The sequence below is a fragment of the Klebsiella quasivariicola genome, assembly GCF_002269255.1.
Lineage (GTDB): Bacteria > Pseudomonadota > Gammaproteobacteria > Enterobacterales > Enterobacteriaceae > Klebsiella > Klebsiella quasivariicola.
Window position 1 is genome coordinate 5,330,496 of sequence record NZ_CP022823.1, and the last position, 23,181, is coordinate 5,353,676.

Annotated in this window: 20 protein-coding genes and 4 tRNA genes; 4 read left to right on the top strand and 20 right to left on the bottom strand. The window is 57.2% G+C overall.

Annotated elements, in window-relative coordinates; translation table 11 throughout:
* Nucleotides 1–17: 17 nt before the first annotated feature.
* Nucleotides 18–1,196 carry a uroporphyrinogen-III C-methyltransferase gene (hemX, locus tag B8P98_RS26790; protein WP_080897909.1) on the top strand — a complete coding sequence of 393 codons (1,179 nt, stop codon included), beginning with the start codon at nt 18–20 and terminating at the stop codon, nt 1,194–1,196.
* Nucleotides 1,197–1,199: 3 nt separating this feature from the next.
* Nucleotides 1,200–2,396, top strand: coding sequence for a protoheme IX biogenesis protein HemY (gene hemY, locus B8P98_RS26795; RefSeq protein ID WP_025711227.1), 1,197 nt, complete (start codon nt 1,200–1,202; stop codon nt 2,394–2,396).
* A gap of 461 nt (nt 2,397–2,857) precedes the next feature.
* Here hemY and B8P98_RS26800 read toward each other — a convergent pair.
* The 20 genes from B8P98_RS26800 to trxA form a co-directional block, all read right to left on the bottom strand.
* Nucleotides 2,858–2,934 (bottom strand) — tRNA-Pro (locus B8P98_RS26800).
* A gap of 42 nt (nt 2,935–2,976) precedes the next feature.
* A tRNA-Leu gene (locus B8P98_RS26805) sits at nt 2,977–3,063 on the bottom strand.
* 23 nt (nt 3,064–3,086) lie between these two features.
* Nucleotides 3,087–3,162, bottom strand: a tRNA-His gene (locus B8P98_RS26810).
* Nucleotides 3,163–3,217: 55 nt separating this feature from the next.
* A tRNA-Arg gene (locus B8P98_RS26815) sits at nt 3,218–3,294 on the bottom strand.
* 102 nt (nt 3,295–3,396) lie between these two features.
* On the bottom strand, nt 3,397–4,782 hold the full coding sequence (gene thrP / locus B8P98_RS26820) for a bifunctional threonine/serine APC transporter ThrP (protein ID WP_025711228.1): 1,386 nt from the start codon (nt 4,780–4,782) through the stop codon (nt 3,397–3,399).
* 205 nt (nt 4,783–4,987) lie between these two features.
* On the bottom strand, nt 4,988–5,728 hold the full coding sequence (wecG, locus tag B8P98_RS26825; protein ID WP_080924837.1) for a lipopolysaccharide N-acetylmannosaminouronosyltransferase: 741 nt from the start codon (nt 5,726–5,728) through the stop codon (nt 4,988–4,990).
* Between the two features lie 11 nt (nt 5,729–5,739).
* The gene (gene wzyE / locus B8P98_RS26830) at nt 5,740–7,086 is read right to left on the bottom strand and encodes an ECA oligosaccharide polymerase (protein WP_025711230.1); all 1,347 of its coding nucleotides are present in this window, start codon (nt 7,084–7,086) and stop codon (nt 5,740–5,742) included.
* Complete coding sequence (locus tag B8P98_RS26835; RefSeq protein ID WP_025711231.1) at nt 7,083–8,159, bottom strand: TDP-N-acetylfucosamine:lipid II N-acetylfucosaminyltransferase; 1,077 nt, start codon at nt 8,157–8,159, stop codon at nt 7,083–7,085. Before B8P98_RS26835 ends, wzyE begins: the two co-directional genes overlap by 4 nt.
* Nucleotides 8,156–9,406 (bottom strand): lipid III flippase WzxE, encoded by a 1,251-nt coding sequence (gene wzxE, locus B8P98_RS26840; RefSeq protein WP_025711232.1) that lies wholly within the window; start codon nt 9,404–9,406, stop codon nt 8,156–8,158. Before wzxE ends, B8P98_RS26835 begins: the two co-directional genes overlap by 4 nt.
* Before the next feature lies 1 nt (nt 9,407).
* On the bottom strand, nt 9,408–10,538 hold the full coding sequence (gene rffA / locus B8P98_RS26845; RefSeq protein ID WP_095033585.1) for a dTDP-4-amino-4,6-dideoxygalactose transaminase: 1,131 nt from the start codon (nt 10,536–10,538) through the stop codon (nt 9,408–9,410).
* Between the two features lie 4 nt (nt 10,539–10,542).
* Complete coding sequence (gene rffC / locus B8P98_RS26850) at nt 10,543–11,217, bottom strand: dTDP-4-amino-4,6-dideoxy-D-galactose acyltransferase (RefSeq protein ID WP_025711235.1); 675 nt, start codon at nt 11,215–11,217, stop codon at nt 10,543–10,545.
* Nucleotides 11,195–12,076 carry a glucose-1-phosphate thymidylyltransferase RfbA gene (gene rfbA / locus B8P98_RS26855; RefSeq protein WP_002883307.1) on the bottom strand — a complete coding sequence of 294 codons (882 nt, stop codon included), beginning with the start codon at nt 12,074–12,076 and terminating at the stop codon, nt 11,195–11,197. The genes rffC and rfbA overlap by 23 nt, the downstream gene beginning before the upstream one ends.
* A gap of 18 nt (nt 12,077–12,094) precedes the next feature.
* The gene (rffG, locus tag B8P98_RS26860; RefSeq protein ID WP_025711236.1) at nt 12,095–13,162 is read right to left on the bottom strand and encodes a dTDP-glucose 4,6-dehydratase; all 1,068 of its coding nucleotides are present in this window, start codon (nt 13,160–13,162) and stop codon (nt 12,095–12,097) included.
* The gene (gene wecC, locus B8P98_RS26865; RefSeq protein WP_025711237.1) at nt 13,159–14,421 is read right to left on the bottom strand and encodes a UDP-N-acetyl-D-mannosamine dehydrogenase; all 1,263 of its coding nucleotides are present in this window, start codon (nt 14,419–14,421) and stop codon (nt 13,159–13,161) included. The genes rffG and wecC overlap by 4 nt, the downstream gene beginning before the upstream one ends.
* A complete protein-coding gene (gene wecB / locus B8P98_RS26870) occupies nt 14,418–15,548 on the bottom strand; it encodes a non-hydrolyzing UDP-N-acetylglucosamine 2-epimerase (protein WP_025711238.1) in 1,131 nt (376 codons plus the stop codon). The genes wecC and wecB overlap by 4 nt, the downstream gene beginning before the upstream one ends.
* A 56-nt stretch (nt 15,549–15,604) precedes the next feature.
* The gene (wzzE, locus tag B8P98_RS26875) at nt 15,605–16,651 is read right to left on the bottom strand and encodes an ECA polysaccharide chain length modulation protein (protein ID WP_002883296.1); all 1,047 of its coding nucleotides are present in this window, start codon (nt 16,649–16,651) and stop codon (nt 15,605–15,607) included.
* A 13-nt stretch (nt 16,652–16,664) separates the two neighbouring features.
* A complete protein-coding gene (gene wecA / locus B8P98_RS26880) occupies nt 16,665–17,768 on the bottom strand; it encodes a UDP-N-acetylglucosamine--undecaprenyl-phosphate N-acetylglucosaminephosphotransferase (RefSeq protein WP_004886849.1) in 1,104 nt (367 codons plus the stop codon).
* Nucleotides 17,769–18,008: 240 nt separating this feature from the next.
* Complete coding sequence (gene rho, locus B8P98_RS26885; protein ID WP_002883293.1) at nt 18,009–19,268, bottom strand: transcription termination factor Rho; 1,260 nt, start codon at nt 19,266–19,268, stop codon at nt 18,009–18,011.
* Nucleotides 19,269–19,355: 87 nt separating this feature from the next.
* Complete coding sequence (locus tag B8P98_RS32090) at nt 19,356–19,457, bottom strand: rho operon leader peptide (RefSeq protein ID WP_049245627.1); 102 nt, start codon at nt 19,455–19,457, stop codon at nt 19,356–19,358.
* Nucleotides 19,458–19,601: 144 nt separating this feature from the next.
* On the bottom strand, nt 19,602–19,931 hold the full coding sequence (trxA, locus tag B8P98_RS26895) for a thioredoxin TrxA (protein WP_002883224.1): 330 nt from the start codon (nt 19,929–19,931) through the stop codon (nt 19,602–19,604).
* Nucleotides 19,932–20,272: 341 nt separating this feature from the next.
* Between trxA and rhlB the strand changes: the two genes are divergently transcribed.
* Nucleotides 20,273–21,538 (top strand): ATP-dependent RNA helicase RhlB, encoded by a 1,266-nt coding sequence (rhlB, locus tag B8P98_RS26900; protein WP_095033586.1) that lies wholly within the window; start codon nt 20,273–20,275, stop codon nt 21,536–21,538.
* Nucleotides 21,539–21,655: 117 nt separating this feature from the next.
* Nucleotides 21,656–23,164, top strand: coding sequence for a guanosine-5'-triphosphate,3'-diphosphate diphosphatase (gppA, locus tag B8P98_RS26910; protein WP_165931845.1), 1,509 nt, complete (start codon nt 21,656–21,658; stop codon nt 23,162–23,164).
* Nucleotides 23,165–23,181: the final 17 nt, after the last annotated feature.

Sequence of the window (23,181 nt, forward strand, 5' to 3'; positions counted from 1 at the left end):
CAACATTGGAAGCCATAATGACGGAACAACAAAATCAATCCGCCGTGGTTGAAGAGACCAGGGAGGCCGTGGATACCACACCACAGCCAGAGAACACTGAGAAGAATAAGGCAGGCAATAAAACCAGCCTGGCGCTCAGCGCGATCGCTATCGCCATTGCGATAGCCGCCGGTATCGGCCTGTATGGCCTGAACAAACAGCAGGCCACGCGGCAAAACGAAACCACTTCGGAATTATCAAGCCAGGTCGCGGCGCTGCAAAAAGCGCAGGAGAGCCAAAAGAGCGAACTGGAAGGCATTATCAAGCAGCAGGCCGACCAGCTGAACGAAGCCAAACACCAGCAGGAAACCCTGACCAAACAGCTTGATGAGTTGCAGCAGAAAGTCGCCGTGATTTCGGGCAGCGATGCCAAAACCTGGCTGCTGGCCCAGGCCGATTTCCTCGTCAAGCTGGCGGGACGTAAGCTGTGGAGCGATCAGGATGTCACCACCGCCGCCGCGCTGCTGAAGAGCGCCGATGCCAGCCTCGCCGACATGAATGACCCTAGCCTGATTGGCGCCCGCCGGGCGATCACCGACGACATCGCCACCCTTTCCGCGGTAAGCCAGGTGGACTACGACGGCATTATCCTCAAGGTGAATCAGCTGGCCAACCAAATCGACAACCTGCGGCTGGCCGATAATAACGATGACGATTCGCCGATGGACTCTGATAGCGATGAGCTCTCCAGCTCTATCAGCGAATGGCGCGTCAATCTGCAGAAAAGCTGGCAGAACTTCATGGACAGCTTTATCACCGTGCGCCGCCGCGATGAAACGGCGGTCCCGCTGCTGGCGCCGAATCAGGATATCTATCTGCGGGAAAATATTCGCTCTCGCCTGCTGGTCGCCGCGCAGGCAGTGCCGCGCCATCAGGAAGAGACCTGGAAACAGTCGCTGGATAACGTCTCGACCTGGGTACGCGCCTATTACGATACCGATGATGCCACCACCAAAGCCTTCCTCGACGAGGTGGATAAGCTCAGTCAGCAAAGCATTACCATGACGGTACCGGAGACGTTGCAGAGCCAGGCGTTGCTGGAAAAACTGATGCAGACCCGGGTGCGTAACCTGATGGCACAGCCCGCCGTTACCGCGGGCAGCGCCCCCTCGCCGGCACCGTCTGCACCTGCGCCTGCTGCGCCACAAGGAGAGTAACGCATGCTGAAAATTCTCTTACTCTTCGCACTGTTGATCGCCGGGATTGTACTCGGCCCGATGATCGCCGGGCATCAGGGCTACGTCCTGATCCAGACCGATAATTACAATATCGAAACCAGCGTGACCGGGCTGGTGATCATCCTGATCCTCGCCATGGTAGTGCTGTTCGCCATTGAATGGCTGCTGCGCCGCATTTTCCGCACCGGGGCGCACACCCGTGGCTGGTTTGTCGGCCGTAAACGCCGTCGCGCGCGTAAGCAAACCGAGCAGGCGCTGCTCAAGCTGGCGGAAGGTGATTACCAGCAGGTTGAGAAGCTGATGGCGAAAAATGCCGATCACGCCGAACAACCGGTGGTGAACTATCTGCTGGCGGCGGAAGCGGCCCAGCAGCGCGGCGATGAAGCGCGGGCCAACCAGCATCTGGAGCGCGCCACCGAGCTGGCGGGCGATGACCTGATCCCGGTGGAAATCACCCGCGTTCGCCTGCAGCTGGCACGTAATGAAAATCACGCCGCGCGTCATGGCATCGATAAGCTGCTGGAAATTACCCCGCGTCATCCGGAAGTGCTGCGCCTCGCCGAACAGGCATATACCCGCACCGGCGCCTGGCAGTCGCTGCTGGACATCATTCCGTCGATGGCGAAAGCGAACGTCGGCGATGAAGAGCACCGCGCTGCGCTGGAACAGCTGGCGTGGGTTGGCCTGATGGATAAAGCGCTGGCCGACGGCGGCAGCGAGGGGCTGCGCGAATGGTGGCGCAACCAGAGCCGCAAAACGCGGGCGCTGGTGCCGCTGCAGGTGGCGATGGCCGAGCGCCTCATCGAGAGCGACGATCACGATACCGCGCAGCAAATTATCATTGATGGTCTGAAGAAACAGTATGATGACCGTCTGGTGATGCCGATCCCGCGTCTGAAGACTAATAACCCGGAACAGCTGGAGAAAGTGCTGCGCCAGCAGATCAAAGCCGTTGGCGACCGCCCGCTGCTGTGGAGCACCCTGGGCCAGTCGCTGATGCGACACGGCGAATGGCAGGAGGCCAGCATCGCTTTCCGCGCCGCGCTTAAGCAGCGTCCGGATGCCTTTGATTACGCCTGGTTAGCCGATGCCCTGGACCGCCTGCATCAGCCAGAGGAAGCCGCTACGATGCGCCGCGATGGCCTGCTGCTGACGCTGCAGAAGAACCCTCTGCAATAACCTGCCTTTGCTATCGCCTCTTGGGGGGCGATAGCCCTTCTCCCCCGCCTTCGCTTTGACAGATCCCTGAAAGAAAAAAACGCCTGCGCTGAAATCAGGGCAGGCGTTAAAACAGGTCTGTTTGACAACAAATTGGGTGCTTCACTCAACGTAATGTCCATGGTGTTTGATGAGGCATAAATGCGACATCTGTCAGTGGACGATAAGCACCGTAAGAACGGCTCTGCATCATTCCGGAGTTTATGAGGCACGAAGGCGAACATAAGAGATGGAATGAGCATCTACCCGATTATTATCGCACAGGATCCGGGGAAATTGCATCTACCACAGTGATGAATTGAGAGTTTTCCTGACCCGTATTCTTATGCGCGTCGAAAATTTTTTATTAGCAAGATCAGGGGAATAAATAATGGCGTGCGGCGACAGAAAACAAAAAACCCCGCCGAAGCGGGGTTCAAAATTGGTCGGCGAGAGAGGATTCGAACCTCCGACCCACTGGTCCCAAACCAGTTGCGCTACCAAGCTGCGCTACTCGCCGATATACTGCTTTTTGAATTTTTAGTTCAATTCGTTAAAGTCGTGGTGCGAGGGGGGGGACTTGAACCCCCACGTCCGTAAGAACACTAACACCTGAAGCTAGCGCGTCTACCAATTCCGCCACCTTCGCAAATTCACAACTCTATCAAATAATGGGGTGGCTAATGGGATTCGAACCCACGACAACTGGAATCACAATCCAGGGCTCTACCAACTGAGCTATAGCCACCACTGCAAACCTTTTACGCGGTATTAAAACCACCGCAGCTCCAGCACCGGGTTAATGGTGCGCCCGACAGGATTCGAACCTGAGACCTCTGCCTCCGGAGGGCAGCGCTCTATCCAGCTGAGCTACGGGCGCTTAGCGCCGTTGCGGGGTCGGATAATACGGACTTCCTACCCCGCTGTCTAGTGCCTTTTTAAAGAAAATTATCGTTTGCTCATGCTTTGTTCGTTTTGACGCTTATTCAGCCGGATTATTAACTTGCCCCTGTCTACCAAGACCAAACACCTTATAAATCAGGGTCACGGCGGCCAGGAAAATAATGCCAACAAACAGCGACATCCGGGTTTCATCATTCAGCCCCATCCCCACCAGCACACAGATCAGGAAGGCCATGGTGAAATAGTTGGCCCACGGAAACAGCAGCGAACGGAACGGATGGCTGGCTATCGCCGCCCGATGCACGCGGCGAAAACGCAGCTGGCTAATCAGGATCACAAACCATGGCACCATCCCCGGCAACACGCTGGCGCTGTAGACATAAACAAACACCCGCTGCGGATTAGGAATGATGTAATTCAGGCAGGAGCCCACCAGCAGGATCAGAATCGACAGCGCCACGCCGACCGCCGGAACGCCGTTGCGCGAAACCTTACCGATCGCCGCCGGCAGCTGGCGGTTCTTCGCCAGGGCGTACAGCATACGTCCACAGCTGTACATCCCACTGTTGCAGCCGGAAAGCGCCGCCGTCAGCACCACGAAGTTGATAATTCCCGCCGCCGCGGTAATCCCGATTTTGGCAAACGTCAGTACGAACGGGCTGCCGTTGGAGCCAATTTGATCCCACGGGAAGATAGTGACAATAACGAAAATCGCGCCGACGTAGAAAATCAGGATCCGCCACAGCACTTTGCCCACCGCGCTGCGCAGCGTCACCTGCGGATTTTTCGCTTCACCCGCGGTAATACCGATAAGCTCTACGCCCTGATAGGATGCGACCACGATACACAGCGCCGTCAGAAAGCCCTTCCAGCCGCCGGCAAAGAAACCGCCATGTTCGGTCAGGTTGCCAAAACCGATGGAGTGGCCGCCGTTGCCAAAGCCGAAGAAAATAACGCCCAGGCCCACGACGATCATCACGATAATGGTGGTCACTTTAATCATGGCGAACCAGAACTCGATTTCACCGTACAGCCGGACCGCAGCCAGGTTAGCCAGCGCCACCAGCCCCACGGCAATCAACGCCGGGATCCACTGCGCCATCTCCGGGAACCAGAACTGCACGTATACCCCGATGGCGGTGATCTCCGAGATGCCCACCGCCATCCACATAAACCAGTAGGACCAGGCCGTGAGATAGCCGAAGAACGGGCTCATGTAGCGATGTGCGTAAACGGCGAATGAGCCGGTTACCGGTTCGAGGAACAACATTTCGCCCATCGAGCGCATAATGAAAAAGACGAACAGGCCAGCGATAATGTACGCCAGCAGCACGGAAGGTCCAGCCCACTTCAGCGTACTGGCCGCCCCCATAAACAACCCCACGCCAATCGTCCCACCAAGGGCGATCAGTTCAATATGCCGGGCCTCCAGTCCACGCTGGAGCTCCGCTTTTTTCTCAGTCATATATCCTCTTGTGTTTGCCGTATTCCGGGTACTCCCGGTTATTGTTATTAACTGAACTCATAGCCTTGCCGACGCGCAGGTCTCCCCCGCGCGTATAAAGCCTGCGAATGGTTAATTAATTTTGCGGAAATGGCAAATAAAGTATCAGGCGAGTGAAGAGATTACACAGAATATGTATGCAAACTCGCCTGGTTGCAGTGGAATATCAGAGCTTGCCGGAATAATGCCAACGTAAATAGCGCAGCAGACGGAACTGTCTTTTGATGCGGCTCGGCTGCAGGAGCAGGCGATAGAACCACTCCAGCCCCAGGTTCTGCCAGAATTTTGGCGCCCGGTGTACGTGGCCGGTAAAGACGTCATAAGTGCCGCCGACGCCCATATACAGCGCGTGCGGGTACAGGCGTCGGCAGTCGCGCATGAAGATCTCCTGGCGCGGCGACCCCATCGCGACGGTGACGATTTTCGCCCCGCTGTCGCGAATGCGTTCGAACAATGCCTCGCGCTGCTCAGGCGTGAAATAACCGTCCTGACTGCCGACGATATTCACCTGCCAGCGCTGTCGCAGTCTGGATTCTGTCTGCGCCAGGACCTCCGGTTTACCACCGACTAAAAACACCGGTGTCCCTTCAGCGCCGGCGCGCTGCATGAGCGCTTCCCAAAGATCGGCCCCGGCGACGCGGGAGACCTGCGCCTGCGGGTATTTTTTGCGCAGCGAACGCACCACGCTGATGCCATCGGCATATTTAAACTCTGCCGCCTCAATCAGCGCCCGCACCTCCGGGTTATCCTCTATGGCCAGCATTTTCTCGGCATTAATCGCCACCAGCGTTCCCTCCCGGAGAGCGCCGTCGGCATACAAATAATCCAGAGCGTGCTGCATATCGCGCCAGCCTATGAGCTGCAGCCCTCTTAACAGGTACAACGGCGCGGAAATGGTCCCAGTCATGTCCATCCTTCTCAGACTTGCGGTTGCGAAAGCGGTTTCACCCGCTTATGAATCAGTCCCACGCTATCCAGGAACCAGTACAGCAGTTTCGCCGCCAGCAAGCAGATACCAAAGATCACGAGGAAAAACACCACGCGTGAGCCGAACGAATCCAGCCCCTCGCGCGCCAGCACTATCATGTTGAAGATAGCGCCGAAACAGAAACTGTGCAGGATAGCCGCTTTATAGCGATTGCTCTCCCGATTGCCCAGCTCATACAGCCAGTCGAACCATTTAATAATCAACCCTACCGCCACAGCGCCCAGCGGCACAAACCAGACGCCGCCCATCACCACCAGCGAGCCAATCAGCGTCGGCGAAATCGCCAGCCCCGAATGGTTGTTTAACACTTCCCAGGTGAAGTAGTTGGCGGTATTGAGCACCATTGTCGGGCGACCGTGCCACATCCAGCTGGGGATAAAGACGTAGAAGTCGCGGATCATCGGCGCCAGCCCCTGGAAATCGATCTTGTCGTAGTTCTGCAGCAGCAGCGCCAGGTTTTCCCACGGCGAGAAGGTATCACGCGTGAGATACAGGAAGGTATAAAACGCTTCGTCACCGCTGACGTTCATTCCGTAGCGCTTCAGCGCCAGCCAGAACATGCCGACGATGCCCAGCACGCCCGCTGCCGCCAGCATCCACAGGCTGATCCAGCCGCGAATAATACCGATAAACAGGAAGATGGCGAAGGCGATGATAATGTTGGCCCGGGTCCCGCCGACGATGGCGTAGGTCAGCAGGCCAAAGGCCACGGTGCTGACGAGGAAGAAGATCCACGCCTTATAATCCTGGCGCAGAAAATAGACCACCAGCATCGCCGGAATAAAGAAGTAGAAGAAGCGCTTCAACGCCACGCCGGAGACTTCGGCAGAGAAGATCTGGCTGTAGGAGTTGAGCTTAAACAGCAAGAAACCGTTGTGGGCGAAGAAGATGCCGACGCATAGCAGCGCCAGCCCCATCAAAATGCCCCACGCCAGATGGGTTTCCACCCGGTTCATGGTAAACAGCGGCCGACGCGCAACCTCGTGCGAGGCCGGGCGCAGCCGCGTTTTATAGGTCACGTAGTAGATCGCGTAGAAGCACACCGCGATCAGCAGCGTCTGCAGCAAAATCTCCGGCGGCGCCACGCTGACGTCAAACCGGAACACCAGAATACTGGTCAGCGGGAAGCCGAAGAAAAAGGTCAGCAGAAACAGCAACGAGAAAAAGACGTTGAAGTTAAAGCGTACCCGACGGAACTCAAACCAGGTGGCGGTGGCGATAAACAGCGTCGACAGCAGCCAGACCACCAGCAGCCCGCTAAATTGCATTAACGTCATGCCTGCCCCTCCGCCGCTAACCGTAGCGCCCGCTGCCAGCCTGCCAGATAGTTCGGCCGGAAGAAGGCGATAGCAGATTTATCCACGTTCGCCAGCTGGCGCTGCGCTTCGCGCACCACGCTGACGTCCAGCGCATCGCTGGTGAACAGCACTGGCACATGCTGCTCGGTCATATCCTGCCAGAACGGGTTTTCCCGGTTGAGCACGCAGGGAATGCCCGCCTGAATCAGCAGGCACAGCGTGCCGATCCCCTGCTGGCGGGCAAACAGGAAATAGCCTAGATCGCAGTGGCGCAGCAGCGCCAGATAATCATTAAACTCAAGCTTCTCACTGAGGATCTGCAGATGCTCATCGCTAAACAGCGCCGCGCCCGCCTCACGAACCTCGTTGATATAGGCGTCGTTGTTAGCCGGATAGCCCATCGGTACGATGACGTTTACCGTATCGCCAAACTGCTGATGGATCGCCTTCAGCGCGGCAATATGCTCATTGCTGCGATCCCCGGAGTTGCCAACCAGAATGGTCAGGGTATCGCCGCGCGGCGCGTTATCGGCCAGAGTATTCAGCGCCGGATCCATACGGGTCGGGAAGTAAAGCAGCTCGCCTGGTACACGCGGATGGCGGTTAGCGAACCAGCTGAGATCGCCGCGGGTGGCGAAAACGCGCCCTACCCGCCCTTGCGCCATGCGGCGCAGCGGATAGAACAGGCGAAACTTCAGGCTGGTGGCGTTTTCGTACAGATCCGCCCCCCAGATATGCCAGTTAAACTGCGACGGGCGGATGCCGCCGCTCAACAACGCCAGCCACAGACCGGTATTAAACTGGCCGTGGAAGAAAAAACGCTGCTGGCGGTTGGCTTTGGCTTTTGCAATCACCGCCTGCGCCAGCGATTTCTTCCCCGGATAGCAGGTGATGTCCAGCGCCGGATACCCATCACGCACGCTGGCCTCATCGCCGACGATCAGAAATTTCCGCGCCTGCGGGTCGACGGCCAGCTCGTCGTTAAAAAACCGCAGTACGGTCTGGTTGTGGTGCGGGATATCCGATCCCAGTACATGTATCAGTGCTGTCATGCCCGTTTACGCCAGAGTAAAAACACGCCACTACAGAGGGCGAAATAAACAATATACGTGGCCATATACGCCTGCGCCGCGCCAATTGCGCCATGCGCCGGAATAAGCCAGTGTGAAAATACGGTCAGCAGCGTGAACTGGCTGATTTCCGTCAGAATATAAAAACGCAGCGACGCTTTGGCGATCACCAGATAGCCGTAGACGTAGGCGCCCACTTTTAAGACGTCGCCCACCAGCTGCCAGGCGAACAGGTCACGCATCGCGGTAAAGCGATCGGAAAACAGCAGCCAGATGGCAAAATCGCGCAGCAGCCAGACCGTCAGGCTCGCTGCCGCCACCGCGGGCAGAACGAATTTCAGCGATTTGACAATCTCGCGGGTGATATCCGTTTTGGCGCTCAGCCGCGACAGCGTCGGCAGCAGATAAACGCTAAACGAGGCGGTAATAAACTGCAGGTAGGCATCGGAAATGCTGCTCACTCCCTGCCAGATGCCGACCGCCTCCCAGCCGTAATGCGCCGCCAGCAGATTACGCATCATCACATAGGCCACCGGCAGGGTCACTGAGGTGATCAGCGCCATCAGGGTAAATTTCGATAGCTGTCCCGCCAGACCGTTATCCCAGCGCGGGCGCAGGGCGCTCAGCGGGATATTCCCCCGCCGCCAGAGCATGATGCCCGCCGGGACCACCACCAGCGCCGGCACTAACGCCAGCCCCAGCAGCGCCCCCTGGTAACCACCGAAGTAGTAACAGGCATAGTAAGCCGCCACGCCAATCAGGCTCCCGGCAATCAGCGAGAAGGCGTTACCCGCCGCATCGCGAAAGCCTTTCATCAGCGCCAGCAGGAAGTTCGCCCAGGCGATCCCCATCTGCACCAGCGCCACCAGCCGTACCAGATTTTGATAGTGCGTATGGCCGAACAGCCCCTGGCTTATCGGTGCCGCCGCCAGTAAAAACACCAGCGCCAGCAGCGTGGAAAAGCCAAGCACCATCGCCGACGACGTGCCCACCACCTGCTTCAGGCGCGGAGTATCGTCGTGATACTGGGCCACCAGCTTCGTGACGCCGTTAAATATCCCGGCCCCGGCCAGCACGCCGAGCACGGTGACCAGTTGCCGGAAGTTACCGGCCTGGCCCACGCCCGCCGGCCCAAACGAGACGGCCAGCAGCTTGACGACCAGCAGCCCAGCGCCGATTTTGACCAGCGTCGATGCCGCCGTCCACAATGAGGCTTTTGCTAACGACATATCAGGAGAAATAGCTCAGCAGCGAGTTAATCACCGTCCGCTGGTTCACCACAGACAGATTGTAAAACAGCGGCAGGCGCACCAGGCGCTCGCTTTCCTGGGTGGTGTAGCAGTTTTCACCGTGGAACTCACCGAAGTGCTCGCCTGCCGGGCAGCTGTGCAACGGAATGTAATGGAATACCGCGAGGATCTCCGCCTCTTTCAGCCAGGCGATCAGTTTGCTGCGATCCTCGATATCGCGCAGCTTAATGTAGAACATGTGCGCGTTTTGCCCGCAGTCGGCCGGAACCGTCGGCAGTTCGATACGCCCCGCGCGCGCCAGCGGCAGCAGCGCATCATAGTAGTTCTGCCACAGCGCCAGGCGCTGTTGGTTGATGCGCTCCGCTGCTTCCAGCTGCGCCCACAGATAGGCAGCCTGCAGGTCAGACATCAGATAGCTGGAGCCAATATCCCGCCAGGTATATTTATCCACCAGGCCGCGAAAGAACTGACTGCGGTTGGTGCCTTTTTCGCGAATGATCTCCGCGCGCTCCACCAGCGTGCGATCGTTGATCAGCGTCGCCCCACCCTCACCGCCGGCAGTGTAGTTTTTGGTTTCATGGAAGCTAAAGCAGCCGATATGGCCGATGGTGCCCAGCGCGCGTCCCTTGTAGGTAGACATTACCCCCTGCGCGGCATCTTCCACCACGAACAGGTTGTATTTGGCGGCGATGGTCATGATGGTGTCCATCTCGCAGGCTACGCCAGCATAGTGCACCGGGACAATCGCCCGGGTTTTATCGGTGATGGCGGCTTCGATGAGCGTTTCATCGATATTCATCGTATCGCGGCGGATATCGACGAAGACGATTTTCGCCCCGCGCAATACAAAGGCATTGGCAGTGGAGACAAAGGTATAGCTGGGCATAATCACTTCGTCGCCCGGCTGGATATCCAGCAGCAGCGCCGCCATCTCCAGCGAAGCCGTGCAGGACGGGGTCAGCAGGGCTTTTGCCGTGCCAAATCGCTGCTCCATCCACTGCTGGCAGCGGCGCGTAAAGCCGCCGTCGCCGCACAGCTTGCCGGTGTTCATCGCAGACTGCATGTAATCAAGCTCGGTTCCAACCACCGGCGGCGCGTTAAATGGGATCATGGGGTCACCTGTATAGCCAGTAGGCGGTGCTTTCCACATTAGCACCGCTGAGAATATAACGTTTAAGCGCGGCGGTGTTGCCCATCTGGGTCGCCACCCGCAGTGTAGAAAGTCCGCGCGAAGCGGCCCAGTGCCGCGCCGCCTGCATCAGCTGCGCCCCAGCGCCGCGCCCGGCCAGCAGGCCAATACGCGCTTCGGTGGCATTGAGCTGGCGCAGGGAGACAAAGGCGCGAATATCACCCTCAGGATGGCGGTAAATCAGGCACTGATGATCGAAGGTGCCGCGCACCGCATTTTCAATCCACTGGGCATAGAAGCGGCCGCTGGCATCGGCGGCGTACCAGGGCGCGCGAAAGCGGCTCATGGCAAAGGCCTGCGCCGCCTGCTCGCGCAGCGGCGCAATATCCGCCTCCACAGCGATGTCGGCACCGGCATCAGCAGGGTTGCCCACCGGTAGCGCCAGATCGACTTCGCCTTCCACCAGCTGAAAACCCAGCTGCTGGAGCGCGTCCAGCCGGACGGTATCGCTGGCGGCGATTTTCGCCTGCACTCGCGACCATCCCGCCAGCGCCTCAGGCGTCAGCCGCGGCGCGCGCTCGTCAAAGCGCACGATGGCGCTGTTCACGGCAAAGAAGCGGTTCTCCCACTCCAGGGGATCAATACTGGCGCGGACGGGCACGGAGCAGATCCAGCAGATATTGGCCGTAGCCGGTTTTTTCCAGCCGCTTCGCCGCACGTTTGACACCATCGTCGTCCAGCCAGCCATTACGCCAGCCGATCTCTTCCAGACAGGCGATTTTAAAGCCCTGACGCTTCTCTACCGTCTGCACGAACATGCTGGCCTCAATCAGGCTATCGTGGGTGCCGGTGTCCAGCCACGCAAAACCGCGCCCGAGCAGTTCGACGGTCAATGCGCCATCTTCAAGATACATCTGGTTGATGGAGGTGATTTCCAGCTCGCCGCGCTCGGACGGCTTGACCCGTTTGGCGTACTCCGTCACCTTGCCATCGTAGAAATAGAGGCCAGTGACCGCCCAGTTCGACTTCGGCTGCTTCGGCTTCTCTTCCAGCGACAGCGCGCGGAAGTTATCATCAAACTCCACTACGCCAAAGCGCTCAGGATCCATCACCTGATAGCCAAAAATCGTCGCCCCTTCCGTGCGAGCAGCCACGCTGCGCAGCTTCGGGCTAAAACTCTGGCCGAAGAAGATATTGTCGCCTAATACCAGGCACGCCGGTTCGCCGTTAAGAAAGGCTTCACCAATGATAAACGCCTGAGCTAAACCATCCGGCGTCGGCTGTACGGCATAGTGCAGCGCGATGCCAAACTCTGAACCATCGCCGAGCAGGCGCTGGAAATCGCGCAGATCGTCCGGCGTAGTGATGATCAGGATCTCACGGATCCCGGCCAGCATTAAGACCGACAGCGGGTAGTAGATCATCGGCTTATCGTAGATCGGCAACAGCTGCTTCGATACGCCGCGGGTGATGGGATGCAGTCGCGTTCCGGAACCGCCCGCCAGAATAATACCTTTCATCATTCCCCCCAGAGATGTTTAGCCTTGCAGCCCAAGACGCTCGCCCTGATAGCTTCCGTCCTGAACCTGACGCCACCATGTCTCATTCGCCAGATACCACGCCACGGTCTTACGCATACCGGAGGTAAAGGTCTCTGCCGGCGTCCAGCCCAGCTCGCGGGCAATCTTCGAGGCATCAATGGCATAGCGCAGATCGTGGCCCGGACGATCGGTAACGAAGGTGATCAGATCGCGATAGTGCGCCACGCCCTGCGGTTTATGCGGCGCCAGCTCTTCCAGCAGCTGACAAATGGTTTCCACCACCTCGATGTTTTTACGTTCGTTATGACCGCCGATATTATAAGTTTCACCCGGTTCGCCGCGGGTCGCCACCAGATACAGCGCCCTGGCATGATCTTCCACATATAGCCAGTCGCGGATCTGCTGCCCATTGCCATACACCGGCAGCGGCTTGCCCGCCAGCGCGTTGAGGATGGTCAGCGGGATCAGCTTCTCGGGGAAGTGATACGGGCCGTAGTTATTGGAGCAGTTGGTGATAAGCGTCGGCAGGCCATAGGTCCGCAGCCAGGCGCGCACCAGGTGGTCGCTGCTGGCTTTCGAGGCCGAATAGGGGCTGCTTGGCGCATAGGGCGTGGTCTCGGTAAAGAAATCATCGCTGCCGTGCAGATCGCCATACACTTCGTCGGTCGAGATATGGTGAAAACGGAACGCCGATTTTTGCGCCGTAGCCAGGGTATTCCACCAGCTGCGGGCCGCCTCAAGCAGCGTATAGGTGCCTACGATATTGGTTTCGATAAACGCCGCCGGGCCGTCAATCGAACGATCGACGTGGCTTTCCGCCGCCAGGTGCATCACCGTATCCGGTTGATGCTGACGGAAAATACGGTCCAGCTCGCGGCGGTCGCAGATATCCACCTGTTCAAAGGCGAAACGCGCATCCTGCGCCACTGGCGCCAGCGACATTAGATTGCCGGCGTAGGTCAGTTTATCCACCACCACCACGCGATCGGCGGTGCGCTGAATAATTTCCCGCGCTACCGCCGAACCAATGAAGCCCGCGCCGCCGGTGACCAGAATGGTTCTCACCGCCACACTCCTTTGGTGTCGATGATATACGCCTGGGTGACGCTATCGCCGCTAACGGCTTTAAATTGGTTATGATCGACCAGCATCACCAGCACATCGGCGCTGGCCAGCGCCGCATCGAGGGTCGCCAGCGTACACAGGCCGTCGAGTTTCTTCGGCAGCGTATGAATATTGGGCTCAACCACCTGGGTCGTGCCGCTGTGCCAGCGGGCAATCTGCGCGGCAATTTCCATCGCCGGGCTTTCGCGCAGGTCGTCAATATTCGGCTTAAAGGCGAGGCCAAAACAGGCGATCGTCAGTTCGCTGGCCCGTTTGTTGGTGGCATTCAGGCAGTCCGCGACCTGGGCTTTCACCTGTTCGATAACCCATTCCGGCTTGTGGTCGTTGACCTCGCGAGCGGTGCGGATCAGACGCGCCTGCTGCGGGTTTTGCGCCACGATAAACCACGGATCGACAGCAATGCAGTGGCCGCCGACGCCCGGCCCCGGCTGCAGGATATTGACCCGTGGATGGCGGTTTGCCAGGCGGATCAGCTCCCAGACGTTAATCCCCTGGTCGGCGCAAATCAGTGACAGTTCGTTAGCAAAGGCGATGTTGACGTCGCGGAAGCTGTTTTCCGTCAGCTTGCACATCTCGGCGGTGCGCGAGTTGGTCACCACGCATTCGCCTTCGAGGAAAATTTTATACAGCTCGCTGGCGCGAGCGGAGCAGACCGGCGACATGCCGCCGATAACGCGGTCGTTTTTAATCAGCTCGACCATCACCTGACCGGGCAATACCCGCTCCGGGCAGTAGGCGATATTCACGTCCGCGGCGTCGCCCACCTGCTGAGGGAAGCTGAGATCCGGGCGCATCTCCGCCAGCCACTCGGCCATCTGTTCGGTCGAGCCCACCGGCGAGGTGGACTCAAGGATCACCAGCGAGCCTTTCTTTAACGTCGGCGCAATGGATTTGGCGGCCGACTCAACAAACACCATATCCGGTTCGTGGCGGTCTTTAAACGGCGTCGGCACGGCAATCAGATAGGCATCTGCCTCCACCGGGGTGGTGGTGGCGCTTAAATACCCCTGTTCGACCGCGGTCTTCACCACGCTCGCCAGATCCGGCTCCACGATATGAATCTCTCCACGGTTAATGGTCTCCACGGCATGTTGATTAACATCAACGCCGACCACCCGCTTCTGCCGGGAGGCGAACGCGGCAGCGGTTGGCAGCCCGATATAGCCAAGGCCAATCACTGAAATGGTAGAAAAACTCATAACGTTACCTGATTATTTTTAAGTGCAGACAAAATTCGACGACATGCTTCACCATCGCCATAGGGATTGTGCGCGCGGCTCATCGCCTGGTATGCGGCATCATCCTGCAGCAGTCGCGTGACTTCCGCCACGATGCGCTGGCTGTCGGTGCCGACCAGGCACACCGTGCCAGCGGCCACCGCTTCCGGACGTTCGGTCATATCGCGCATGACCAGTACCGGTTTCCCGAGAGAAGGGGCCTCTTCCTGAATGCCGCCAGAGTCGGTCAGGATCAGCCAGGCACGATCCATCAGCCAGACGAAGGGCAGGTAGTCCTGCGGCTCAATCAACATCACATTGTCGATATGGCCGAGAATGCGGTTCACCGGCTCGCTGACGTTAGGATTCAGGTGAACCGGATAGACAATCTGCACCTCTGGATGCGTATGGGCTATCTCGGCCAGCGCCTGACAGATCTGCTCAAAGCCGAGCCCGAAGCTTTCCCGTCGGTGGCCGGTGACCAGAATCATCTTTTTACCGTGGCTAATAAAAGGGTAGCGCTGCAGCAGCGTCTCCCGTAGCGTTTCGTCACCCAGCACCTGGTCGCGGACCCAGAACAGGGCGTCAATGACCGTATTCCCGGTCACTGTGATGCGGCTGTCGGCAATATTTTCCCGCAGCAGATTCTGCCGTGAAGTTTCGGTCGGCGCGAAATGGTACGTCGCCAGACGCCCGGTCAACGTACGGTTGCCCTCTTCCGGCCACGGCGAACTTAAATCGCCGGTGCGCAGGCCAGCTTCTACGTGGCCCACCGGTATCCGCTGGTAAAACGCCGCCAGGCTCGCCGCCATCGTGGTGGTGGTATCGCCATGCACCAGCACCACATCGGGTTTAAACGACTCCAGGACTGGCTTCAGCCCTTCAAGGATGCGGCAGGTGATCTCGGTGAGCCCCTGGCCCGGCTTCATGATGTTGAGATCGTAGTCGGGGGCGATTGAGAATAATTTCAACACCTGATCGAGCATCTCCCGATGCTGCGCGGTTACGCATACTTTCGCCTCAAAATGAGGGTCCTTTGCCAGCGCATGAACCAGAGGAGCCATCTTGATGGCTTCCGGCCTCGTGCCAAATACAGTTAGTACTTTCACATCGATTCTCTTCGATTAGGCGATGAAGGTCATCTGCCCTTCACCACAGGCCGCAATCACAGGACACGACGACGCGATAACGCCACGCCTGCGCCGATGAGCGCACCCACAATCCCCCACATCACCATCAGAAATACACGGCGCGGGCTATCGCGTTTTACAGGTTCTTCCGGCGTACGCAAATACCGGTAAGTCTGAAAACGCGGATCCAACGTTGGACCGACGTTCAACGTGCTCAGCATGGCGCGGTTCTGGTCGTAATCGAGGTCATATTCCGGCCCGACGGCCTGCAGGTTTTCCAGCCTGGCCTGCAGCATCGGCCTGCCCAATAAAAATAGCTCTGAATCCGGCAACTGATCGGCAGGAACGTCGGTTTCGCTACGTGAGATATTGTGTTGCTGGGCCACCTTCAGCGCCTGTTCCACGCTGTGCGTCCGGCGGTTGAAGATGGCCTCAGCCACCTCTTCCTGCCGCTTCACCTGTGCCTTCATCTGCACGGTCCGCGCCGCCCAGGCGCCTTTGAGCTCGTCGTTAAGATGACCGGCCGCCCGCTGGCTGGCGAAAGCCACGTACTGACGCAGCAGATTATTGGCATCCTGCCCGGTCTCAGCGGTCAGTTTAACGCTGTCGTTAATGCTCTTGGCCGCATCGCCTGGCATAAACTGGATATTGTTAATCAGATCATCGAGCATCGCCGCATCAGCGCGGGCATTACCCGACTGACGCTGCTTGTAGTAGTCCGTTTGCAGCCAGAAGTCGCGCCGGGTATCCCAGGAGGCCAGCTGCATGATGAACTCTTTATATGCTTCATCCATGGCGGAAGGCTGATCGACCGAGGCGAGATCGGCTTTAATGTCCAGATTGCGTAAGAATTGCTGCTGGGAATAATATCCTCCCAACATGTTGACAGTAGGCCGATCGGTAATCGCCGTGGCGCTCCACTCCTGGCGAGCAAAGAAGGTATACACCAGCACGATAGCGGCGAAGAGTACGGCGCCGCCGACTATCCAGCCTTTTCCTGCCCATAAAGCGCGAAACAGCCCGCGAATATCCAGTTCATTCTCAACGTTCACTGCTTGTGCTCCCGGTAATGGTTGAGTCATCACATCCCCAGCTTTACTTGGTTAGTTTCGGATTATTGCCGCTGTGTCGCCGAATTCTGCGTCTGATGCGCTTAACCAGGCGCGCCACTTTCCAGGCGCGTTTAATACAGTAGCCATAAAGGAAGAAAGCTACCAAAAAGAGAATTAACATCACCCATTCCGGCACGATGCGGGTATATTCCGCCGCGACGCCAACCAGCGCCAACAGGGCGGCAGCCAGGGTAATCAGGACAAACGCCTGGCGGGAAGTAAACCCGGCGCGCATGATCAAATGATGAATATGCTGACGGTCCGGTGAGAATGGGCTCATGCCTTTGCGCAGACGGCGATACATAATCGCCACCATGTCCATCAACGGGATAGCGATAATCCACAGCGCAGTGACCGGGCTAATGGGGTGCGTTTTACCTTGCGTGGTTTCCAGCAGGATCCAGATGATGGTGAAGCCAATCATGGTGCTACCGGCATCACCCATAAAGACTTTATAGCGGCGGCCGAGGGCGCCAAGATTGAGAAGAATATAGGGCAAAATGGCGGCGATCATCGCGAAACACCACATCGCCAGGCTGTACTGACCATCAAACCAGAGGATGATCCCGGTGGCCGCAAAGGAGACCGAAGAGAGACCGCCAAGCAGGCCGTCGATACCGTCGACCATGTTAAACGCATTGATGGCGGCCCACACGGCAAACAGGGTCAGGAAGAAGCCAAAAGGCCCCAGCACCAGCTCCCACGAGCCAAAAATAAAGCCCAGACTACTCAGATGCAGATTCCCTGCCATCATCATAATCACGGCGATAGCAGCCTGGATGACCGCGCGGATTTTTACGCTGATGTCGAAGCGATCGTCAAGGGCGCCAACCAGCACCAATACCCCCGCACAGGCCAGATATAGCGAGGCGTGAGGAATATAATAATCGGCGATGGCGAAGGTAAAACAGATGCCTGCATAAACTGAGATACCACCGACCAACGGAATCAACCCCTGATGCCGTTTGCGATAGTTTGGTTTATCCACTAACCCAATCTTTTTTGCCACTTTCCGCGCGACAAAAATAAAGAGGGTCGTGAATAAGAAAATACTGATTAATTCAGTAATAGCAGTGAGTAAATTCACAACGCATGTGCTCTCAGCATAGTTAATCCGGGAAGTATAGCGATGATGCCCCAACTCCAGAAGGGGAAAAGCAGAACATTACAAATTTATTGTATAGATTTTAGTCTGTTAAAGCTGTCTCCGCCTGCGATCCGGCGCCATTATACGACAACTTTTGTCCGGCTTTCTCTGTCTCTGGATCATACAAACCCAAAAATGAAAACGCCACGCAGAGGCGTGGCGTTTTTGGCTTTTTTTACCTTACGAGCGCTTCATCATGTCGAAGAAGTCATCATTCGTCTTGGTCATTGCCAGCTTATTGATGAGGAATTCCATCGCATCAATCTCACCCATCGGATGGATAATTTTGCGCAGGATCCACATTTTCTGCAGCTCTTCCTGAGTCGTGAGCAGCTCTTCTTTACGGGTACCGGAACGGTTGTAATCGATAGCCGGGAAGACGCGTTTTTCAGCAATCTTACGGGAGAGATGCAGCTCCATGTTACCGGTGCCTTTAAACTCTTCGTAGATAACTTCGTCCATTTTGGAGCCGGTGTCGATCAGCGCCGTGGCGATGATGGTCAGGCTGCCGCCCTCTTCGACGTTACGTGCCGCACCAAAGAAACGCTTCGGACGGTGCAGGGCGTTGGCGTCCACACCACCGGTCAACACTTTACCGGAAGCCGGAACCACGGTGTTGTAGGCACGCGCCAGACGGGTAATGGAGTCGAGCAGGATGATAACGTCTTTCTTGTGTTCAACCAGACGTTTTGCTTTCTCGATAACCATCTCGGCAACCTGCACGTGACGGGATGCCGGTTCGTCAAAGGTGGAAGCAACCACTTCACCTTTCACCAGACGCTGCATCTCGGTCACTTCTTCCGGACGTTCGTCGATCAGCAGCACCATCAGCACGCAGTCCGGATGGTTGTAAGCGATGCTCTGCGCGATGTTCTGCAGCAGCATGGTTTTACCGGCTTTCGGCGGCGCGACGATCAGACCACGCTGGCCGCGGCCAATCGGGGAAGCCAGATCCAGTACGCGAGCGGTTAAGTCTTCGGTAGAACCGTTACCACGCTCCATACGCAGACGAGAATTCGCGTGCAGCGGCGTTAAGTTCTCGAACAGAATCTTGTTACGCGCGTTTTCCGGCTTGTCGTAGTTAACTTCGTTAACTTTCAGCAGTGCAAAGTAACGTTCACCCTCTTTCGGAGGACGAATCTTACCGGAAATGGTGTCACCAGTGCGGAGGTTGAAACGGCGGATTTGGCTGGGGGATACGTAGATGTCGTCAGGGCCGGCGAGGTAGGAGCTGTCTGCGGAGCGGAGGAATCCAAATCCATCCTGCAGTATCTCCAGTACGCCGTCGCCAAAGATATCTTCGCCACTCTTCGAATGCTGCTTGAGGATGGCAAAAATAATATCCTGCTTACGCATACGAGCCAGGTTTTCCAGCCCCATATTTTCGCCGAGAGTAATCAGCTCAGAAACCGGCGTATTCTTTAATTCGGTAAGATTCATAATGGTGTGGGTTCTTAAACTCGGGGTAAATCTCGAACTTAATGTTGTGAATGGTATGGCAGGAACTTCCATGCCTGTTAACGGCCTTCATCTCGTGTCTGTACGTTGCCTGGTCACAGGAAAAAACGCAGAACTGAAACGACAAGACGGAATGAGTGATAAGCCCGGAATTATTAGCCTCACGCGCATCGTCTGCGGGACGCTTTGGGTAAAACAAGATTCAAACAATAGGTATGTTTAAAACGAAGTCTGTGGATTAACTTAGCACGACTCCTGCCGGGCGTCCAGAGTTCCGCAAAAAATAGGAATCTGGACGCCGGACCAGCAATTCGCTTACGCCAGGTTGGCGTCGAGGAACTCTTTCAGCTGACCCTTGGACAGTGCGCCAACTTTAGTGGCCGCCACTTCGCCGTTTTTGAACAGCAGCAGGGTTGGGATACCGCGAATGCCGTATTTCGGCGCGGTGCCCGGGTTCTGGTCGATGTTCAGCTTAGCTACGGTCAGTTTGCCCTGATACTCTTCAGCGATCTCATCCAGAATCGGGGCGATCATTTTGCACGGACCACACCACTCTGCCCAGAAATCGACGAGGGTCAGCCCGTCAGCCTTGAGTACGTCCGTGTCAAAACTGTCGTCAGTCAGGTGAATAATTTTATCGCTCATATTTAACTCCACAGGAATAAGCCTGGTGTGTTGGTGTCGTAGCCATCAACGACGTGCTGCGGCTACGTTATGCACGCTATTCTTCAGGATACCTCAATTCTCTGGGCTGCCAACTGGCGCAATCCATCATGGACTCGCCTGTTGACGCCAGGGTGCCCGAACGCGAACTGCATGCTGCAGATTTATCGCTCCCGACTCGCTTAGTAGTCTAAGCTATCCTGGATTCGTTCAGTTACCGTAGACGTACCTTGAATAATTTCGTACACCGCCAACGAAAGGTTGACGTTATTTCACCGGATACGCTTTCTTAATGCAATAGTTAGCTGATATTCTACCACACTATGAGCAAAACACATTTAACAGAACAGAAGTTTTCCGACTTCGCCCTGCACCCGGCAGTCATTGAAGCCCTTGAAAAGAAAGGGTTTCATAATTGCACACCCATTCAGGCCCTCGCCCTTCCGCTGACGCTGGAAGGCCGCGATGTCGCCGGGCAGGCGCAAACCGGTACCGGTAAAACGATGGCGTTCCTGACGTCAACGTTTCATTATCTTCTCTCTCACCCGGCTATCGCCGATCGCCAGGTTAACCAACCGCGCGCGCTAATTATGGCACCAACGCGTGAACTGGCGGTACAGATCCACGCGGATGCTGAACCGCTGGCGCAGGCCACCGGTCTGAAGCTGGGTCTGGCTTACGGCGGCGACGGCTACGACAAGCAGCTGAAAGTGCTGGAAAGCGGTGTCGATATTCTGATCGGTACCACTGGTCGTCTGATCGATTACGCGAAACAGAACCACATTAACCTCGGCGCGATTCAGGTTGTCGTGCTGGACGAAGCCGATCGCATGTACGATCTCGGCTTTATTAAAGATATCCGTTGGCTGTTCCGTCGCATGCCGCCGGCCGCGCAGCGTCTGAACATGCTGTTCTCTGCAACCCTCTCCTACCGCGTCCGCGAACTGGCGTTCGAACAGATGAACAACGCCGAGTACGTCGAGGTGGAACCGGAGCAGAAAACCGGCCACCGTATTAAAGAAGAGCTCTTCTACCCTTCCAACGAAGAAAAAATGCGTCTGCTGCAGACGCTGCTGGAAGAAGAGTGGCCCGATCGCGCCATCGTCTTTGCCAACACCAAGCACCGTTGTGAAGATATCTGGGGCCATCTTGCCGCGGATGGTCATCGCGTAGGTCTGCTGACCGGCGACGTGGCGCAGAAAAAACGTCTGCGTATTCTCGACGAATTTACTCGTGGCGACCTCGATATTCTGGTCGCGACTGACGTTGCCGCTCGTGGCTTGCACATTCCGGCCGTGACCCACGTCTTTAACTACGATCTGCCGGACGATTGCGAAGATTACGTTCACCGCATTGGCCGTACCGGTCGCGCTGGCGCCAGCGGTCACTCTATCAGCCTCGCCTGTGAAGAGTATGCGCTGAACCTGCCGGCAATCGAAACCTATATTGGTCATTCCATTCCGGTCAGTAAATACAATCCGGACGCGCTGATGACCGATTTGCCTAAGCCACTGCGCCTGACCCGTGCGCGCCCAGGCAACGGCCCGCGTCGCAGCGGCCCACCGCGCAATCGTCGTCGTTCAGGTTAAGAAATCTATGTCATACGCTCAGTCATTCAGAATCAGCCAGGGCGCCTTTGTCCGGCATCCCGCTCAGTTATATGGATTGGGCACCAGTGCCCCGTCGACCAGGGAGCATTCTGAACGATGAAGAGTATGAGCTCCACCTCGCTGTATGCCGCCATTGATTTGGGTTCCAATAGTTTTCATATGTTGGTGGTACGCGAGGTGGCAGGCAGCATTCAAACGCTGAGCCGAATTAAGCGCAAGGTACGTCTCGCTGCCGGGCTGAATAGCGACAATACGCTCTCCGCTGAGGCGATGGAGCGTGGCTGGCAGTGCTTACGCCTGTTTGCCGAACGCCTGCAGGATATTCCGCCGACGCAAATCCGCGTCGTAGCCACCGCCACGCTGCGTCTTGCCGTCAATGCGGGTGATTTTCTGGCGAAAGCGCAGGAGATCCTCGGCACCCCAGTGCAGGTGATCAGCGGCGAAGAAGAAGCGCGTCTGATTTATCAGGGTGTGGCCCACACTACCGGCGGCGCCGATCAGCGTCTGGTGGTCGACATCGGTGGCGCCAGTACCGAGCTGGTGACCGGGACCGGCGCACAAACAACCTCGCTGTTCAGCTTGTCGATGGGCTGTGTCACCTGGCTTGAACGCTATTTCGCCGACCGTAGTCTGACGAAAGAGAATTTCGATCTCGCCGAAGCGGCTGCACGCGAGGTGTTACTGCCTGTCGCCGATGTGCTGCGCTATCACGGATGGAAAGTGTGCGTCGGCGCCTCCGGTACCGTTCAGGCTCTGCAGGAAATTATGATGGCGCAGGGGATGGATGAACGCATCACCCTGGCCAAACTCCAGCAGCTTAAACAGCGCGCCATCCAGTGCGGCCGCCTGGAAGAGCTGGAGATCGAAGGCTTAACCCTTGAGCGGGCGCTGGTGTTTCCCAGCGGGCTGGCGATCCTGATCGCTATCTTCAGTGAACTCAATATTCAGTGTATGACTCTCGCGGGCGGCGCATTACGCGAAGGTCTGGTGTACGGCATGCTCCATCTCTCTGTTGAACAGGACATCCGCAGCCGCACCCTGCGCAATATTCAGCGTCGTTTTATGATCGACACTGAACAGGCCCAGCGAGTGGCCGGTCTCGCCAGCCATCTGCTAAGCCAGCTGGATGGTAGTTGGGAGCTGGATCCGCTGAGCCGTGATTTGCTTCTCAGCGCCTGTGCCCTGCATGAGATTGGGCTGAGTGTGGATTTCAAACGCGCGCCGCAGCACGCCGCCTATCTGGTCAATAACCTTGACCTGCCGGGCTTTACCCCGGCGCAGAAGAAGCTGATTGCCACGCTGCTCCTTAACCAGACTAACGCCATCGATCTGTCTTCGCTTCATCAGCAGAATGCCGTCCCGCCGCGGGTGGCTGAGCATCTGTGTCGTCTGCTGCGGCTGGCAATCCTGTTTGCCAGCCGGCGGCGCGACGATCTGTTGCCCGCCATTCAGTTGGCCGCTCAAGACGAACAGCTGACGCTGACATTGCCGGGAAACTGGCTGGATGAACATCCGCTGGGCCGGGAAATGATCGATCAGGAGTGTCAGTGGCAAAGCTACGTCCACTGGACGCTACGGGTCACCAGCGGCGATACGCTGCGATAATATCCAGCCAGGAGGGC

What these genes read in the sequence shown, in the direction of transcription:
- hemX (WP_080897909.1), top strand. Translation starts at nt 18, where the DNA reads ATGACGGAACAACAAAATCAATCCGCCGTGGTTGAAGAGACCAGGGAG.
- hemY (WP_025711227.1), top strand. Translation starts at nt 1,200, where the DNA reads ATGCTGAAAATTCTCTTACTCTTCGCACTGTTGATCGCCGGGATTGTA.
- thrP (WP_025711228.1), bottom strand. Translation starts at nt 4,782, where the DNA reads ATGACTGAGAAAAAAGCGGAGCTCCAGCGTGGACTGGAGGCCCGGCAT.
- wecG (WP_080924837.1), bottom strand. Translation starts at nt 5,728, where the DNA reads ATGACTGGGACCATTTCCGCGCCGTTGTACCTGTTAAGAGGGCTGCAG.
- wzyE (WP_025711230.1), bottom strand. Translation starts at nt 7,086, where the DNA reads ATGACGTTAATGCAATTTAGCGGGCTGCTGGTGGTCTGGCTGCTGTCG.
- B8P98_RS26835 (WP_025711231.1), bottom strand. Translation starts at nt 8,159, where the DNA reads ATGACAGCACTGATACATGTACTGGGATCGGATATCCCGCACCACAAC.
- wzxE (WP_025711232.1), bottom strand. Translation starts at nt 9,406, where the DNA reads ATGTCGTTAGCAAAAGCCTCATTGTGGACGGCGGCATCGACGCTGGTC.
- rffA (WP_095033585.1), bottom strand. Translation starts at nt 10,538, where the DNA reads ATGATCCCATTTAACGCGCCGCCGGTGGTTGGAACCGAGCTTGATTAC.
- rfbA (WP_002883307.1), bottom strand. Translation starts at nt 12,076, where the DNA reads ATGAAAGGTATTATTCTGGCGGGCGGTTCCGGAACGCGACTGCATCCC.
- wecC (WP_025711237.1), bottom strand. Translation starts at nt 14,421, where the DNA reads ATGAGTTTTTCTACCATTTCAGTGATTGGCCTTGGCTATATCGGGCTG.
- wzzE (WP_002883296.1), bottom strand. Translation starts at nt 16,651, where the DNA reads ATGACTCAACCATTACCGGGAGCACAAGCAGTGAACGTTGAGAATGAA.
- rho (WP_002883293.1), bottom strand. Translation starts at nt 19,268, where the DNA reads ATGAATCTTACCGAATTAAAGAATACGCCGGTTTCTGAGCTGATTACT.
- B8P98_RS32090 (WP_049245627.1), bottom strand. Translation starts at nt 19,457, where the DNA reads ATGCGCGTGAGGCTAATAATTCCGGGCTTATCACTCATTCCGTCTTGT.
- trxA (WP_002883224.1), bottom strand. Translation starts at nt 19,931, where the DNA reads ATGAGCGATAAAATTATTCACCTGACTGACGACAGTTTTGACACGGAC.
- rhlB (WP_095033586.1), top strand. Translation starts at nt 20,273, where the DNA reads ATGAGCAAAACACATTTAACAGAACAGAAGTTTTCCGACTTCGCCCTG.
- gppA (WP_165931845.1), top strand. Translation starts at nt 21,656, where the DNA reads ATGAAGAGTATGAGCTCCACCTCGCTGTATGCCGCCATTGATTTGGGT.